Here is a 19,392-nt window from a genome sequence, read left to right on the forward strand (position 1 = left end):
TTCTTGCTCGCCTTTTCATTTTTTATAATTTGTAATCACCAATTGCTTGTATTGGATTTTGAAGAATCATGTTGATTAATCCATGGATGTGATTTAATATTCCCTGTATTTTCTCTGCTTCATATACGGTTTGATCAAATCCAAACTTTATTGTAAGGTTTTCTTCAGGGAAGCACATAATTCCATACTTTACATGTGGCTCATCAACAACTTCGTAATCCGTGATAGCAAAATGTCTGTTTTCATTTGAAGAAAAGATTGCTGGATTAGTTGGATAGTTTTCAAAAACCCAAAGATGGTCAGTCAACTCTGTTTTTAATTCACTTTGCTTTTGTATATCAACAAATGAATAGTATGCATACTCATTACATTTCAATGTCTCTAGTTGTACCTTTTGTAGGAAATCCACAAAAGATTGCGTTTCTGTCCATGCTAATCGGATAGGCAAAACATTTGTGAACAGACCGAACATATTTTCAATTCCTTCTACTTCGGGAGGTCTGACTGATACTAGATTAGGCAATACGACTTCTTTCGTTCCGTTGAATTTGCCAAGTAATATTCCCCATACAGCTAGTAGTGCTGTATTCATAGTTATATTGTTTTTAGTTACAAATGTCTGTAACTGATTAGTCAAATCCTTGTCTAATGTTAAATCCATAAAAGTGAAGTTTAACCCTTCACTTTTAGATGGGACTTTCTTTTTAGGAATACTAATTTTCTGATTGTATCCTGATAAATAATCTCGCCAAAAATGACGTGCTTTCTCATGATCTTGTGCCAAAGTCCAGTCTATGAATGTTTCAAAGGGTTTTACCATAGGTAACTCCACCATAGTTCCCGCATTTGTAGTTTCGTAGAGCTGGAATAATTGGTCTATCAAAATGCTGACGCTCCAACCATCACATAACAGATGATGGGAACTCCAAATTACCTTATGCTCGTTATTACCTAGTTGGAATATACAGAGACGTGTCATAAGTTCATCATTTTTAAATCCTCGACTTAAATTTTCATTCATCCACTGTTTTAGGAATTCTTGCTGTTCTTGTTTCGTCATCTCAATCAAGTTTTTTATTTCTGAATTTATTTGAACATCATATAGAACAGCTTGCCAAGGTTTTGCTTGTTCATCTTGCACAATTATTGTTCTTAAAGAATCATGACGATTAACCAATTGTTGGAAACACTGAATAAAGAGTTTAATATCCAGCTCCCCCTCAAGAGCCCAAATTGTTTGTTCAAAATATGCATTTGTATCAGGTTCATTCGTAGCATGTTCATAAATAACTTCTTGGAAAGGTGCTAACGGGTAAATATGTTCTATTTTTATATCCGGCATTTTTTCTTGTATTTTGGTAAGCGTTTGTTGATTAAGTTGTTTATCTTTAATATTTAGTAATGCAGCTTTATTATCGTTCATTATGTTTACATCATTTGTTTGTGAACTTGAAAAATGGTCTAGCTCTTTAACAAATTGAACCATGTCCCTTAATATAGGAAATGAAAATAGATTTTTTGGTTCAAGCTCAAATCCTTGTCGATACAGTCTGACGGACACTTGAATCGCTTTTATCGAATCTCCACCTAAGGCGAAGAAATGATCATTTACTCCAACTTGATCTATTTTGAGTACTTCTTGCCAAATACTAGTTAATATTTTTTCCATTTCAGTTTTTGGAGCAATAAATACTTCATTTTTTTGTTTCTCTGGAGTAGGGAGCGCTTTTCTATCTAATTTACCGTTTGGAGTCAAGGGTAATTGGTCCAAATAAACAAAATAAGAAGGAATCATGTAATCTGGCAAGTGATCTCGCAAATGTTTTCGTAGTTCTGTTGTACTAATATTTCGCTCAGTTACCACATATGCAACTAAAAATTTTATTCCGTTCTCATCTGTTTGATCAATTACGACAGCGTGTTCGACTTGTTTATAAGTTAGAAGACAATGAGAGATTTCTTCTAACTCTACTCGATATCCTTGAATTTTCACTTGGTAATCTTGGCGGCCTAAAAATTCAATATATCCCTCAGAATGCATTTTTCCACAATCTCCTGTTTTGTATATAAGACCAAAAACAGGATGTGACACAAACGCTTCATTTGTTTTCTTTTCATCATTTAAATATCCTTTAGCAAGGCCCACTCCCCCGATATATAAATCTCCAATTACACCAACAGGGCACATTTTCTTTTCATAGTTCAACACATAATACGTTTGGTTTGCCAAGGGCATCCCGTATGGAATACTATTCCAATGTGATTTCACTTGTTTGACCGGATAATAAATTGACCAAATCGATGCTTCTGTTGCCCCTCCTAGTGAAACTACTTCTGCAATCGGAAAATGTCGTTTTATTTTTTCTGGTAAAGAAAGCGGAATCCAATCTCCACTATGTAAAACTAAACGTAAAGAAGAATGTTCAAAATGAGAACCTACTTGATCCAATGCCAAATCCATGATTGCAGGCACTGTATTCCAAATTGTAATCCCTCTACGTTCGACAGTGCGGATTAATTCTTGCATGTCTCTTGGATCACGAATCATCACCAACATTGCACCTGTGCTTAAAGCTCCGAAAATATCGTATACAGATAGGTCAAAACACATGGAAGAGATACCAATAATACGATCATCTTCATTTACCTCATATTTTTGATTTATGTCTTGAATAGTATTTGTAACCGCTTGGTGAGTAATAATTACTCCTTTTGGTTTTCCTGTACTTCCTGAAGTGTATATAATATAGGCAATATCTTCTGGACCAGCAATAGCAGGCATATCTTCTGTTGTATAAAATGACAAATCATTTTCTTCATAAAGGCTAGGTTCTAATAAAAGTTTGCATGAGCTATTTTTTAAAATATATGTTTGGCGATCTAAAGGATGATCGGAATCAATCGGAACATAAGCGGCACCTGCTTTTAAAATACCTAACATATTAACAATTGTGTCAACTCGCCTTTTTGCTAAAAGCCCCACTTTATCACCTAGACCAATGCCTTGCTCTTTTAAGAAGTGGGCAATTTGATTGGAGCGTTTATGAAGTTCCGAGTATGTTAACCATTCTTGTTCAAATACCACTGCTACTTCATCCGGTGTACGTTTTACTTGGTCTGTAAATAATTGATACAGAGTTGTTGAAGGTATTTTTTCTGTTGTTTCATTGTATTGCTTAATTAAAGTTTGATCCGATTCTTTCATCTGCAAAGATGTTATATCGCTTTGTTTCACCAATTGTTCCAATAAGTCAACAAATTGGGAAAACATTGCTTCTATTACATCAACATCAAACAGCTCTTCAACATAGTTCCAGCTAATTAATAACTCTCCATTTTTTTCAATTACTACATTATCCAAATATACTTGTGGAGTCCGAGCATGAATATAGCGAAGAGAACCAAGTTGTTCCCAAGAGAAAGCACCTGCACCTGCTAACATCGAGGTGAAAACGATTGGCATAACTGCTTTTGGCGTCATTTGATGATATCGAGTGAAATCTCGAATAAAGTTAACTCCATCGTAATGACGATGTTCAAGGCCATCTAATAAAGTAGATTGCGTTTCTTTTACTCTAGTAAAGAAATTTTGCCCTGGTTTTACATCAACATCCAGCAAAATAAGCGATGTGAAATCTCCAACAATCTTTTCTACTTCATCATGAACAGGATAACGGTTAAATACAGTCAAATTAATTGCTAATCGACGTTGATTACTCCAATATGCCAACACATCACCATATATTGTACAAAGTAGAGCGGAAGGCGTTACCTCTTTCTCTTGTGCTAACTTTCGTAGCTTTGTCCATTTTTCATTGTCCAGGATTTTTGTAAGTGATTGGAATTTAGGAGTAGCAATCTCTGCTGGATCCTTTTTTAACAGCAAAGAAGGTGCAAACGGAAAGTCAGGAAGCTTACTTGTCCAATAATCTTTTGCTGTTTTATATTCTTCGCTTTGTTCCATCTCATCATAGATAAACATATAATCTTGAAAATCAAAAGATAAAGATTCTAATTTTTGATTTGGTTTATAATAATAATGCAACAAATCCTGTCCAACAATGTTCATGCTTGCTCCGTCCATTAATAAAGCATCGTATCGAAAACATAATAAATACGTGTCTTCTTTTAAAAGAAAAGCTTTCAATTCAAACAAAGGCCATTGCCCCAAAGGGAATACATGGTTAGTCATTCGAGAACGCTCTTCTTGTAAGCGAGCATTTTGATTCCTATCATCTAAATCTATGAGACTCACTATTTCAATCTCGTAATCAGGAACGCTTTGTAATATTTGTTGTTTTCCCTCTGGTAAAATTACAGCTCGCAACATTGGATGACGATGGATTACCTTTTGAAAACTTTTTGAAAGACAATTGATATCCAATGCTGTTTCATATTCAAAATATGTTTGAGGTGAAATACCACTTAATTCAAACTGTGAATTCCTTCCTAACATATACGCTGTCTGAACTTCTGTTAAGGAAAATGGATTAGACAAATCTTTAACATGAGTTGGTCTACTTTCAAAGTTTTCCTCTTTATGCTCTAACTTTACACAAGAACTCAGTTGAGCGATTGTAGGGTGCTTAAAAAAATCTGTTGTACTTATTTTTAAGCAGTCTTTTCTTAATAAATTAATTACCTGAAGTGCTTTAATGGATTCTCCTTTTAATGCAAAAAAATTATCATGAATACCGATTCCCTCAATCTCCATAACTTTTTCCCACGCACACACTAATTTTTGTTCAATTTCATTGCGTGGGGCAACGTATGGAATTGATACATAATCCGTTTGTGTTATATCCAATAACCTTTTTCTATCCACTTTTCCATTTGGATTCAATGGAATCTCTTCTACCTGAATCATTTTTTCAGGAATCATAAACTCAGGTAGTTTATCACTTAAATATTTTCTGATTTCACCAAAAGACACCTTGTTATCCGATACATAGTAGGCAGCTAATAATTTCCTATTTCCATACACTTGATCAACAACGATAGCCTGGTTTATTTCTGGATATTCCCTTAATTGAGTTTCGATTTCTCTTAATTCAATCCGATACCCCCGAATTTTCACTTGATGATCCATTCGACCTAAATATTCAAGTTCTCCATTAGGCAACCAACGAACGAGATCACCTGTATGATACATCATTTCCCCTGCCGCAAAAGGACTCGGTACAAACTTTTCATCTGTCAGTTTACTTTTACCAAGATACCCTCGTGCTACCGCTACGCCAGCAATGCAGAGTTCACCAGGAATTCCAAATGGTTTTAATTGGCCATACTTATTCAATATATAGGAATGATAATTCGGGTTAGGTTTGCCAATCGTAACTTCTTTGGAAGTGCTCAAGTCTTTTACTGTTGCGCAAATGGTTGTTTCCGTGGGACCATAAATATTTAAAATTGTTGCTTCACTGATACAACGAATTTTTTCAACCAAATCAATGGAAAATGCTTCTCCTGCTAATAAAATAGATTTTAAATCTTTCAGAAAATTTGCCCCTTCTGGATCACTCAAAATCACTTCCATTCGCGATGGCGTTGATTCCCATAAATCCACCTTATGTTTTTTGACTAAATGAGCCAATTCTTTTGTTGCAAACTGGTCCTCTGTAGCAATTACTACTTTTGAACCTTGCGTTAAAGGAAGACATATTTCTAACAAGGAAATATCAAAAGATACACTAGCAAGAAACAAGAATGATTGATTAGCCTTTACTTTTTCTCTCATTACATTTAAAAAATGAACTAGCGATTTTTGTTCTATCATTACCCCTTTTGGATTTCCTGTCGATCCTGATGTGTAAATAACATAAGCCAAATCATTAGGATTATGTTCTCGTACTAAATTAATTTCTTCACCTTGAAAAAGATATTCTTTATCAAGATACAGTACTTCACCCGCAAATTGTGGCAATACTTCTTCTGTTCGCTTACTAAGTAAATATTTTGCTTGACTATCTTGTAACATATATTCAATTCGTTCAGTTGGGTAGTTAGGGTCGATTGGTAAATAGGCTGCTCCTGCTTTTAAAATCCCCATCATACCAATAATCATTTCTAATGACCGATCTACCATAACGCCAATAATACTTTCTTTTGAAACCCCTTTACTTTGAAGAATAGAAGCCAATTGATTCGCTTTCTTATTCAATTCTCTATATGTCAAAGATTGATCATTACAAACAACAGCAATTTGATCTGGAGTTTTTAATACTTGCGCTTCAAACAAATCTTGAAATGATTGAAACAAGTCTATGCCCGTTTGAAAAGTATTCAATCCTTCTAGCAACTCTTTTTCTTCTTCTGCAATAATACAAATATCTTTCAATGCCAAATTCGGGTTTTGTGAAACTTGCTTTAAAACATAACAATACGAATTGGCAAACTGTTGCAAAGAAGAGAATGAACGGGACTTGCAAGAAATTTGAAATTCAAATTCATTATGTATTTCATTCCATTTTTTTCGTATCCATAGGACTAAATTATTCTCTGCGTATTCTTCTAGCGAATTTTCATTATGTAATCCTTCCATCCCGATTACAATTTGAAAAGGAGTTAAATTGTGTTTAACTAATAATTCAGAGAGCGGATACTCCTGATTTTCATACCCGAATAAAGTCGTTTGTTCAATCTCATTTACTAATTGTTTAAAGGTGTGATGCGGATGGATTTCACTTCCTAAAGGAATCAACTTATTAAGATTCTCACTTTGTTCAAGATTCTTTTCAATTATAGGAATACCAATAGTAATTCTTTCTTGATCTGTATAATGTGCCAAACAAACCCTTAAAGCGGCTTGAAACCAGCTAAATAATAATAAATCTTGAGACTTACTTATTTTTTGTATACTTTTACTAAACTCTACATTCACTATGACTTGAACGTACTCACAAGGTGTTTCTTTATTTAGTTGGTTATCGCTATTAAATACAGAAAAATCGAGAATCTCGGAAGATAATTGCTCCTTCCAAAACGCTTCTACTTCTTTATTTTCATGAATTGAACTTCGATCTTTAATGTGCATTTTTATCTTTATCCCCCTAATATTCATTTCTTCTACTCGTTAATTTTCAAGCCAACTTCAAGCCCATGGAGAAACACTTGATGGTTATCCAAACATAAAAATTGCTGAATCTCTTCAAATTTCATATGACCAACTGAACAACCCCCTAAATTTAATGTCTCAGCAACCATACTTAAGGTAGCAGTGATAATCCCTGACTCGATACAAGCAAATAAATATCCATCTGAACCGTATTTCGGGATGGAAGCGTTCGCATTATAAACCAAATAAACTGAGAATGCAGATTGAGTAAATAAATCCTGATTAATTAACTCATGATCACTTTTGATCACTTGATCAATGTTGTTTACAATCACAAGACTATTTTTTGATGGGTTATAATAATAAAATCCAGCTTTCATACCCTCTATACGTTTTGGTTTTATATAAACAAAGATATCAATGGGATAGAGCCCGCCTGCACTTGCATAATGATAGTATATTTTTTCTTCCCTAACCTGTTTTAGAGTTGATAAGAATTGGGAAAATTCCGAAAAACTAATGTATTTTTCCATTTCAAATTGACGACAAGACCTACGTTCCTTGATTATAGTGGGTAGCTCATCTGTTGTTTCAAGTTGAATTTCGGTTGACCGTGCAGCAACGTGGGTGCGATTTAATTGTTCACTCATATACTTATCTAACTCTTCTTTAGAAAAGCGAATCTGGTTGCTATATGGATTTGGAAAAATCTTTTCTTGTGAAGAAAATACTTCTCTTGGGTGTAATATGTTACTTACTAACACACGATTTTTTATCATGAGCTCTATGTTTTTTTGTGTCTCTTCTACATTTCCTAACGAAAAGCGCTCTACTAGTTCACTAATTTTCACACCTTTTTGAGCCATAAAATAAAAATCAGGAAACCACTCAGACAGAATACCTGTAAATCTCATTTCCCCTATCAAAACTTCATTATGCAACTTCTCCCAATGCTTAATCGGAGACCAGTAATAAATTTTCTCGCTCATATAACCCTCCATAAACGTTTAACTTATTTTTGAAATGCAATTTTCTAATTTACAAAATTTTTTTAGATTCTGCTCCTTGTCTCATAGTGATTATAAATACATGCACTTTAACGAAACTTGAAAATAATGAAATAACTTTTTCTTCATTAAAATTTTTTATTTCATCATAAAAAATGATTTTTTTTTTGATATTTCACATCCTTTCCCATAGTAATCCTATAAGGTATAAACCATTTATAACATTGAGAATATTCATGTATTTTCAATGTGAAATTATTGTAATAGATTGGAGAGCGGTTGAATATAGTTATTAAATCAAATAATGTTGAGAAAGTTTTATTTATTATATCGATAAAATTTTATGATGCAATTTATTACAAATAGATTAAGAAAAGAGTTTTAAATTTTTCTTAATCAGTTAGTGTGAAAATATCACATACTATTACATACAATCGAGTTACTTACATTTCATATTCAAAATAGAGAAAAGACACCTTGAATGGTGTCTTTTCTCTATTTTAATTCCATATACTTTTTACGCTTTTGTTATTTTTAAAAGATTTGTAGGAATTAATACAACTCGAACATCTAGTTCGTTATATGTTCGAATATTTAATAAAAATTATATGAATTACGAATGTATTTCATATAATTTTATAAATAAACTCAAAGATATCTTCTCTTCCTACTGCCACAAAAGAAATAATCTATTGCTTATTTTTTTTATTAAATTGTAATATAATTACAGTATGTGAAATTATATTACATTAACTTTAAAAACGAAGTGAGAATAATCTTCACTTCGCTTTTTTCATTTGCAATCCTTATTAACTTTGCTCAATTCAGTATTTATTTCCACACTCTTCGCTTTTATTTAATCGGTTTTTCTGATTTTAAAACAATGGAACTTAATGCAGGAACTTTAATTTTATTGTCATGGACAACATAAAGTGGTTTACTTCCCGCCTGCTTGCCATCTACTAGTACTTTCCAAGGCCCTTTCGATGGAAGTGTTATTTCAACAGCTTCTCTATTTGCATTGTGAGCCACTGTAAAGTATTCATGTTTATTCCCCTCTATTATATAAGCTACAGTATTTTTTGGAGCATCAATAAATGATACGTGTTTTTTTATTTGCTCTGCAGATGTCATTCGAAAAGCTGAGTACTTTTTGCGTAATTCTATTAAACCCTTCATATAATCTACTTCATTATTAAACGTTGCACGGCGCAGCCAATCCATCTGGTTAATTGAGTCTGGAGATTTGTAACTATTATGATCACCGTATTTCGTCCGCATAAACTCTTGCCCTGCATGTAAAAATGGAATACCTTGTGATGTTAATAAAATCGAAGAAGACAATTTGTGCATTTGTTTTCGCACTTCTTCGTTATCACCTGAATTAGTCAACTCAAGTTTATCCCATAATGTATGATTGTCATGTGCTTCCACATAAGTTAGCACCTGCTCTGGATCTTGATAAGTAGACGAATTTGTATCGTAGTCAATACCTGCCGTAATACCTTTTTTAATACGATCTTCCATGTTTTCCTTTCCATTTATAAAACCATTTTCTTTTTCCTCAAATACACTACCTTTTAACCCATCACGTATATTATCGTTAAAATGAGCAATCCCTTTCATTTTCTCTGCATTTTTTTGATTTGCTTTTAGCTCAGCTGCAAGAGGTGTATTTAAATCCCATCCTTCTCCGTGTAGTATAATAGAAGGGTCAATTTGATTAACAGCTTTACGGATTTCATTCATCGTTTCATAATCATGAATACCCATTAAATCAAAACGGAATCCATCTAAATTGTATTCTTTTGCCCAATATGTGACGGAATCTATCATAAATTTCCTCATCATTTTTCTTTCTGAAGCAGTATCATTTCCTACTCCAGTTCCATTTGCAAATGTTCCCTCTTCATTGTAACGATAATAATAACCTGGAACTAACTTATGGAAATTAGATTCAGCAGCGTTATACATATGGTTATATACTACATCCATCACCACTCGAAGATTATTATCATGTAGTGTTTGAACCATTTGCTTTAATTCAGTTATTCGCACAGTCGGCTCATAAGGATTTGTAGAATAGGAGCCTTCTGGAACATTGAAATTTTTAGGATCATATCCCCAGTTATATTGCGGTTCATTTAAAGTCTCTTCATTTACAGAAGCATAATCAAATATCGGTAAAAACTGAACGTGAGTAACACCAAGATCCTTTATATGATCAAGTCCTGTTTTTACACCTTCTGGCCCTTTTGTTCCTTTTTCTGTTACACCTAAATATTTCCCTTTCTGTTTAATACCACTTTCAGGTTGAATGGAAAGATCGCGTACATGTAACTCATAAATAATAGCATCTTCCGGATTTTTAAATTTTGGCTTTTTGTTTGCTTTCCATTTTTTCGGATTTGTTTCTTCTAAATTAACGACTGCACCTTTATCCCCATTTACAGAAGCAGCACGCACATATGGATCAACCGCTTCAGTCCACTTATCACCAATTTTGACCTTATACGTATAAAAGAGCCCTTTTTGGTTCCCCTTTAGTTCTGCTGTCCAAGTTCCCTTTTCATCTTGTTGCATGTTTATTTCAGCACCTATTTTATCGTTCCAGTTTTTATATGTAACTAACTTCGCTTCGCTTGCAGTAGGAGCCCATAAACGGAACTTTGTATGTTGCGGAGTATATGTATTTCCTAAATCGTTACCACCATAATAAAATAAATTATCAAATTCTTCGCTACGAATGACTTTACCAATTTCAGTATTCGTATCAGCTAAGTTTTCTATTTTAACTTTGTATGTTTGTTTTAAATCAATTTTCTGTTCCGTAATTATTTTGACCTTATTAGTAATATCGCCACTGTTTATATCATAAGGAGTAATATTCTTAATTTTAATGCCTTCAATTTCAATTTTCTTTTCCTTAATATGAAACGGGACATTAGTCGTTACAGTAATTTCATGGAAACTATCAATAGTTGCTTTTTGAATTGAGAGATCCGATGAAGGCTTAGAGTTATATACTTTTTCATCACCCGAAAGGATCCATACTTCAGCACGACCGTCCTTTATATTTTCAATCCAACGATCCCCACCATCTTTTTCCCATTCATTTGTTCGAACTATAAATCCTACACGATTATAGTCACCGTCTATTTTTATCTTAGCGTATTTTCCAAATTCATCTTCACCAGTAAATTCATAAGATGTACCATTTGCATTTTCTCCCCATAACCAAAGATTCCAGTCTTTTGTATTTCCAAGCTTTTCTTTGTAATGAATGATAATTTCAGTTGTTTTCGAATTTGAAACTGCCTTCACACTCTGAAAGGAGAAAACAGATGATAACATAACGATTAAAGTAAGTAATAAAACTGTTTTGTTAATTAATCTTTTGGTAATTTGCATCACATACACCCTTTCTTCAAATATTACTAACGATTTATTATGCTTACACTGAATAACACTGCTTAAATTAATCTAGAAATCTCTTTTACTTCACCTCCATATCGGCTATTTTCACGTATGTATTTCAATGACCTTTTAATACGAAAACGTTTGCATTAGTACTTAAAAAAATAGATTTGTTTATGCCTTCATATATTTGTAAATACTAAAAGATCAGGGAAAACATTTTAAAGCAATCGTTTGTTATCGCTTTCATTTTATAGACTTTCTATCAAGAGGTCAATATATTATTAATTTTCTGTTTTTATATATTTTAAACCTTATTTATTTGTCACAACTTCTTACAGATAAAGTGCCTCATTATTGCTTAGTCAGTTTATTTTCAACGATACATTGCCACGTAAAAAACAGCTAATATCCTTAAAATGACATTAGCTGTTTTTCATAATGTATTAATATATGAATGATAACTATATTTCTAAATTACTTAATTTTTGCTGCATCAAATGCTTTTTGAACTGCTTGAACTTCAGCTGTATTCGCACCATATTTATTAGTTGCCACTCGAATACATGCTGATCTCAATTCTTTGAAATTAGAAGTCATGTTTAACTCATCTGTATTTGCATAATAGAAAATATCAAACATTTTATCTTCACCAATTCCTTTAACAGTTACTCCGTTATGAGTTCCGCCTTTTGCAATCAGATACGCAACTTTATTAATAATACTTGAATTAAAATGAACACCGCCTTGATCCCATCCATTAAAATCGTTAAATTCACTGTAATCATCTGGATAAGGCACTCCAAGTGAAGATGGAACAGAAGCTGGGTTTTCCATATCACGGAAAACAGATCCCGTTTGTTCTCCCATTGTCCAGTTAAAGTTTCCATTATTTACGTATTTCTCAATAGATGTTCCCATAATATCAGATAGCGCCTCATTAATCGCACCGGATTCCCCGTAATATTCAAGATTAGATTCGCTAGAAGTAACAGCATGTGTAAATTCATGTCCAGCTACGTCATATGCTTTAACAATAGGATCGCCATATACAAGCATACTTCCATTATTAGCACTTAATGCATTCTGCCAATTTTTCGGATCATTCGTCTCTTCAGAATCCCAAGCGTGTACAACTGAAACTACCTTTTGTCCCTTATTATCAAAGCTATTACGCTTGTATTTATCTTTATAAAAATCAAATACTTTTGTTGCTAAGTAATGAGCACTTACTGCTTTTGGATCGTTAAATGTTGCCGAAGTACTTGTCGCTAATGTACCAGGATAATAGCTTTCTTCTTTAGTAATATCTCTGTAATTCACATCATATGTTTCAATGCCTTGCCCTCTTGTATAATCAGCAAGAGCATATTTGCCATTACTTTGTTTAGAGATACCAAATGAACGATTAATACCTAAATCATCTTTTCCTGTTCCGGTTAATGATGTAAGACTGCTTTGTTTACTTTTCTTTAAAGCTCCAACTAGTTTTTCACTTGCTTTTAAGTTAGATTCTTTTACCATATTTTTTAACATATCACCATTTTGTGCATTTACTAAATAAGTACCAGAAACATAGTTTGGTGTTGCAGCTTCGAAGGTAACTTGGTATGCATTGCTAGCTTGTCCATTATTTTCATCAACAAAAATAACCTCTTTAACTTCTGGCTCAGAAATAAACTTGATATCGTTCCCGTATTTCGTATAAATATATTGTTTTGCTTCATCTTTTGATAGATTAATAGGTTTTTTCAATTCTTCTTGTTTTAAATTTTGCGCGCTATCGCCTGAAACACTTTTAATAACACCCTTATTATCTACGTGTGCAGTTAATTGATGTCCATATACTTCTTTTCCTTCGTATGTTTGCTGCATACGCACAAGTGTAGTTCCATCATACGAACCACGTTTTTGAAGGACTTTATAATCTACTCCTGCTTCTCCATTGACTTGTTTTTGGGACAGAGCTTGTTCTGTTTTCTCCTTAAGTGCATCCTTTACTACATTTTCTGGTGCCTTTTGTGACGGCTGTGTAAGTTCACCCGAACGGAACGATTCCTCCTGAATTTGAACTTGTAGTTGATCTGTTTCCTCTGCATGACCTACCCCATACGGTGCCACAGCTGTTAAAGCTAATCCTGTTGTTAATGCTACCTTAGTTAATGTCTTTTTGTTTTTCATTATTTCACCTCGTATAATTTTTGAAATAGAAAGCTTGTACAAAGTATACTGTCTATTAATGTCTAAAAAAAGAGAAAATACACAATTTATGTAACATTATGCAAAATTACATAAATTGTGGTCAATATTATAAATAATGAACGGAACACATATGTACATTAATTTGAATAAAAGAGAGTCCTTATAGGTGCTCACCCAATTGGTTAGTTATTAATTATCTATATTCATTGTAATAAAAGTATACTTACCTCTAAATAACAACATAAAAACCCACTCTTTACTATTGTAAGAGTGGGTTTAATGTTATTAAAATAACAATTACTATAAGAAATTTTATAATTTATATTTTTTTAGTAATCCTACTAAGTTTTTTGTAAAATTCACCTTTTGTCTTTACATGATTAAACTGATTTGGATTAATATTTGCTTTTTGTGAGAGTAATATAATCTCTTCTTTTGAAATTGAGTCTTTCGTATTTATAGATGCTATATTTGTGTATTTTCCGTCTTCTGTTTTTGGAATTTCTAAAATCCCTTTATTCACAAGATCAACTACCGCCTTATGCTCTGAAGAATGTAAATCTACACCAGTAATTTTCCAATTATGCATAACTTTTGGTGTGTATACACCGTTCTTTACCTCTTTTAAATATGTAATAGCAAGGTTACGAATGGTTCCGCCTGTTTCTCCAAATGCATTCTCTTGTTTAGATGACCAAATTTGTTCAAACTTACGCCCCTCTAAAGCTCCACCTTTTGCCTGAAGAGCCTCCATTCTATATGCATTCATTCCCAACGTCATAACATCGCTCATTTTGATTGGTTTGTTTGTACGAATAGAGCGTAAATTTGTAATTCTGCTTCCATATGGTTTTGTTAAGTCAATTTCGTATTTTACGCCTCCAAAGAAATCGTTCGTACTGTATTTAGATGCACGGCGGGTTTTATCAAAGCTAACGGTTACATCTCCGGCACGAGATGAGTTAAAATATCCTGCTGCCCATTCCATATAGTCTTTTAAATCTTTTCCAGAAATCTTATATACTGTAATTTCTCCCAAGGCATATTGGTAATTGTACGCAATATCTTTTTTCTTAATAGGGCCTGTATCTAAACGGGCATAATCATTATCAATTTGATGGGCTACTACATCTGCTTTACTGTAGTAGAGCATAACTTCATGAAAGAAATCTGATAAAGGTGTTTCTTGAATCTGAACACTTGGAATACCCTTTATTTCATTTTCAGGAACAAGATTTCTACCCTTTAATTGAGCGACTACAACATTTGCATCTCCTCTCGCATATTCGTGAAAAGGTGTTAATGTTTCTTCAAGTGTAGGATCGGATAATATCGTTGTCCCATCAGCATTTTTTACAGGTATAGCGGTAGCAGTTTTATTTTTTAAAGCCAACTTCCCATCTTGCTTTGTAAAAGTAAGGTCAATACGTGAAATATGTGTTCCATATTTATCTGGTTCTGTAATAATTACGCCATTTACAACTTCTTTTTTTACAAGTTTATGCATATGAGCCGCAAAAATAGCACTTAGTTCCGGACAAGCATTTGCAATATCTTGAACACCAGTACCAGGGATACCATTCTCATTTTCTAATCCCATATGCATAACTCCTACCATTACATCTACTTTACCTTCTAATTCCTTAATTGCCTTTTTCGTCTCTTCTACTGGATTTTTCACCACTAAACCATTTAAGTGATCTGTCCCTTTTTCAAAATCACTAATCATTGGTGTATTCATACCAATAATCCCAACTTTAATTCCACCTTTTTCTACAATTGTATATGCAGGAAGAAAGCGCTCTCCATTTTCCTTATAAATATTTCCTGCTAACGTTTTTCCCTTATATTGCTCACTAACTTTTTTCAATGTATCTAATCCAAAGTTGAATTCATGATTTCCAAATGCCCAGGCATCATATCCCATTGTATTCATCGCTACCATCATTGGCGATTGTGGCTTATCGTTGAATAATTCTACTGAGTTTCCTTGAATTGTATCCCCGGCATCTACTAATATGGTATTTGGATTTTCTTGACGGACCTTCTTTATAACCGTATAAAGCTGCGTCAAACTTCCACTCATATTTGCTCCATCAAGCGCATAATCCCAAGGCATAAATCTACCATGAATATCTGCAGTACCTAACAATGTAATATTAACTTCAGATTCCTCAGCCTTAGAGATAGATGGTTTGACTATTACTGCCGTTCCAAGCAGTAATAAAATTACAAAGTAACATACATAGTTCTTCCATTTCATTTTTTGCATAATAATAATATTTCTCCCCTTTTTGTACTTTCATAAAGTTGCTTGAACTTTAAAAATGTAACTTATTATTCAGGAAACTTCAACTACAAAAGATAATTTTGAAGGTGGTTCTGTTGCAAAAATAAAGAGAATAAATTGCATACATCCCCTAACAGAATTGTATTTTATCGTTTTCTGACAGAATACTCCTTCCTTAAGCGTGTGAAGTGTACTTTCAAAAAAATAACCCCGCTCTTCATTTAAGACGGGGTTACACTTATACAGAAAATCGGATAGTTTCATATTTTCTTAAGCTTATTGGTCACTTTCAACTAATTTCATTCTATTTTTGTTTTCTTCTGAATCAATATGAATCAACCGTTTCCCCTGTTTATAATACGTATCAATAAATAGGGAATAATTTTTACTTTTCAATTTCACAAAGCAATTTTATCTCTTTTATTTGTGAAATATGACGCTGTTCATGTAAATAGATCAATTCTATCCACTGATCAAGGGATAATTCTCCAAGAGCTGGATGCATCACTGATTTTTTCGCTAATATAGACTCATCTTCTATTGTACTCAGGAAACGCATCAATTCTTTTCTTGATTCGTTTAGCATATTGAGCATTTGCTCCACTTCAAATGGTTCTATACTTGGTTCAATCATTTCTGGAGCTATAAACTTTTTCGTTCTATCTAATAAAATAGTGTGAATTTCTTTACGCTCATTTTGGGTACTATCTAACTTTTTTAACCCTGAGGAAATAACTGTTATCACTCTCTCATCTAATAAAACTAAATGATGACAAACTTGTGCAATACTCCATTTATCCTTATCTGGTTTCCTATTAAATTGAGCATCACTCAACAAAGTAATTTCCTCAAATAATTGATCTCTCGTTTCATAAAACTTGTCATTTACAAATGTATCCATGTGGATTCTCCTTTCATTGCAACCTACATACTTAAATTTCTACGCTAGAGATATTATCTTCAAAAAAAGTTTTTCTTTCACTACTATTCCAATTTTATTTTAAAGCCACAAATGAACTTATTTGTTTTTTTTATCTTTTTAATTGGCACAAATAAATCAACCTTTAACTTTCCGTCTAGATCTTCAGCAACATTATTTAAGCAAAACTCTAAATTATCTCTATCATAATCTGCATCATACTCACTATTTGGTAGCCACTCTACATACATGTATTGATACGCTTCACTTAATTTATGAGGTTCATCATAGAACTGGTATAGACCATATGTACCTCCATCTAATTTTTTAAATTGCACATCATGATACTTTTCTTTATCGAAGTTTTCAGGAATCGTAACACATGCATCATGCCGGCACTTATGACTTGCAACAAGTTCAGGATTATCCAATGATATTCCGATAAATGATTGCTCTGGTGGATACAGTTTATTTTCAATTGACCAATTCAGTAACTTTCCCCAGTGATCTTGCGGTTCAAAGTAGCTACCAGTTCGTCTTATATACGCTACTTCTAATGGTGGTAATTTTTTTATAACAACTTTCATTTATATCTTCTCCCCTATAAATATGTACACTGTTTAATTAGCTTTCTTTAACATTTATTCCTTCTTAAATAAAAAGAATTCTCTAATCATATAAAGTGAAACTTTAATCAGCGGGAGATGAATTTGAATTGAAATATAATTGATTACTATTACTACTAAAGTAGTATGTACTTTCATACTTTTATTTGATTTTACATTCTTTTTAAATCGATATATTAATTGTAAGAAAATAAAAAGGTGGAGGATTTTAATTGATTAAAGGAATATACGAAGCGCATTTACCAGTATAATGTCCTATCAATTTATCATTAAATAAATGTAAAAAATGACCCTATTTATTCATTTTTAATGCGTATGTATGTACATTTGCTAATTTATTCGATATATTATGGGTATTGAATGATTACGTGAAGTGTATAGGTCGCTTATATAACACCTTATATTTTTATATCCGTGAAAACTACAAAGTGTATGAAAATCCATTTGTCAAATGAATTTAGTGCGGAAGGAGGTTTGTGGTTACTTCATAGGGTATAATAATCAGTTTTTTACTGATAAAAATATAGGAGGCGACATAATGTTTCGTACGATTTCAAATTTCATGAGAGTAGCTGAGATAAGAAGGAAAATCCTTTTTACACTAGCGATGTTAATCGTTTTTCGAATTGGCACGTTTATTCCAGTTCCTCATACTAACGCAGAGGTATTAAAAGTACAAGATCAAGCTAACGTTCTAGGTATGTTAAACGTATTTGGCGGAGGAGCATTGCAACACTTCTCAATCTTTGCTGTAGGTATTACACCATATATTACAGCTTCCATCATAGTACAGTTACTACAAATGGATATTATACCTAAATTTTCGGAATGGGCAAAGCAAGGAGAAATGGGCCGTAAGAAATCAGCTCAATTCACTCGATACTTTACAATCATTCTCGCATTCATACAGGCCATCGGAATGTCTTATGGCTTTAATAATATAGCAGGTGGACAATTAATAACAGATCAAAGCTGGACTACATACTTATTTATTGCGACAGTTTTAACTGCAGGTACTGCATTTTTACTTTGGTTAGGCGAACAAATTACCGCTAACGGAGTTGGTAATGGTATTTCGATGATTATCTTCGCAGGTCTCGTTGCCGCGATTCCAAATGTTGCAAATCAAATTTATTTACAACAATTCCAAAATGCTGGCGATCAGCTATTTATGCACATAATAAAAATTGTTTTAATTGGACTCGTAATTTTAGCGATAGTTGTTGGTGTTATTTACATTCAACAAGCTGTACGTAAAATACCGATCCAATATGCAAAAGCTGTTTCAGGAAACAATCAATATCAAGGAGCAAAAAACACTCATTTACCGCTTAAAGTAAATAGTGCTGGTGTTATACCAGTTATCTTTGCTTCTGCATTTTTAATGACGCCGCGTACAATTGCGCAGCTCTTCCCTGATTCAAGCGTATCAAAATGGTTAGTTGCAAATCTTGATTTCGCACATCCAATTGGAATGACACTTTATGTCGGTCTTATCGTTGCTTTCACATACTTCTACGCATTTATTCAAGTAAATCCTGAACAAATGGCTGAGAATTTGAAAAAGCAAAATGGATATGTTCCTGGTATTCGTCCTGGTAAAGCAACTGAACAATATGTAACTAAAATTTTATACCGTTTAACATTTATTGGTGCAATTTTCTTAGGTGTAATTTCTATATTACCGCTCGTATTCACGAAAATTGCTACGTTACCACCTTCTGCTCAAATTGGTGGTACAAGCTTACTTATCATTGTCGGTGTAGCACTAGAAACTATGAAGACGTTAGAAAGCCAGCTTGTAAAACGTCATTATAAAGGCTTTATTAAAAAAGTGAATTAATTATCAAAAACACAGTTGGTTATTTTTCCAACTG

Annotated in this window: 8 protein-coding genes; 1 reads left to right on the forward strand and 7 read right to left on the reverse strand. The window is 33.0% G+C overall.

Annotated features, from left to right (window positions below):
- Positions 1-22: 22 nt before the first annotated feature.
- From MR136_RS11225 to MR136_RS11255, 7 genes are all read right to left on the reverse strand, one after another.
- Positions 23-7,033, reverse strand: coding sequence for a non-ribosomal peptide synthetase (locus MR136_RS11225; protein WP_242259394.1), 7,011 nt, complete (start codon positions 7,031-7,033; stop codon positions 23-25).
- A 32-nt stretch (positions 7,034-7,065) separates the two neighbouring features.
- Positions 7,066-8,043, reverse strand: coding sequence for a SagB/ThcOx family dehydrogenase (locus MR136_RS11230; RefSeq protein ID WP_142391015.1), 978 nt, complete (start codon positions 8,041-8,043; stop codon positions 7,066-7,068).
- A gap of 870 nt (positions 8,044-8,913) precedes the next feature.
- Positions 8,914-11,472, reverse strand: coding sequence for a type I pullulanase (pulA, locus tag MR136_RS11235; RefSeq protein WP_103622006.1), 2,559 nt, complete (start codon positions 11,470-11,472; stop codon positions 8,914-8,916).
- Between the two features lie 483 nt (positions 11,473-11,955).
- Positions 11,956-13,659, reverse strand: coding sequence for a M4 family metallopeptidase (locus MR136_RS11240; RefSeq protein WP_061457318.1), 1,704 nt, complete (start codon positions 13,657-13,659; stop codon positions 11,956-11,958).
- A 340-nt stretch (positions 13,660-13,999) separates the two neighbouring features.
- A complete protein-coding gene (locus MR136_RS11245) occupies positions 14,000-15,952 on the reverse strand; it encodes a bifunctional metallophosphatase/5'-nucleotidase (protein WP_001171089.1) in 1,953 nt (650 codons plus the stop codon).
- Positions 15,953-16,355: 403 nt separating this feature from the next.
- A complete protein-coding gene (locus MR136_RS11250; RefSeq protein ID WP_000379366.1) occupies positions 16,356-16,871 on the reverse strand; it encodes a DinB family protein in 516 nt (171 codons plus the stop codon).
- 83 nt (positions 16,872-16,954) lie between these two features.
- Positions 16,955-17,476 carry an AraC family transcriptional regulator gene (locus tag MR136_RS11255; protein WP_098772117.1) on the reverse strand — a complete coding sequence of 174 codons (522 nt, stop codon included), beginning with the start codon at positions 17,474-17,476 and terminating at the stop codon, positions 16,955-16,957.
- A 577-nt stretch (positions 17,477-18,053) separates the two neighbouring features.
- Here MR136_RS11255 and secY point away from each other — a divergent pair.
- Complete coding sequence (gene secY, locus MR136_RS11260; RefSeq protein WP_103622004.1) at positions 18,054-19,358, forward strand: preprotein translocase subunit SecY; 1,305 nt, start codon at positions 18,054-18,056, stop codon at positions 19,356-19,358.
- Positions 19,359-19,392: the final 34 nt, after the last annotated feature.

The sequence above is a fragment of the Bacillus cereus group sp. BfR-BA-01311 genome (genome assembly GCF_022664295.1).
GTDB classification, from domain to species: domain Bacteria; phylum Bacillota; class Bacilli; order Bacillales; family Bacillaceae_G; genus Bacillus_A; species Bacillus_A cereus.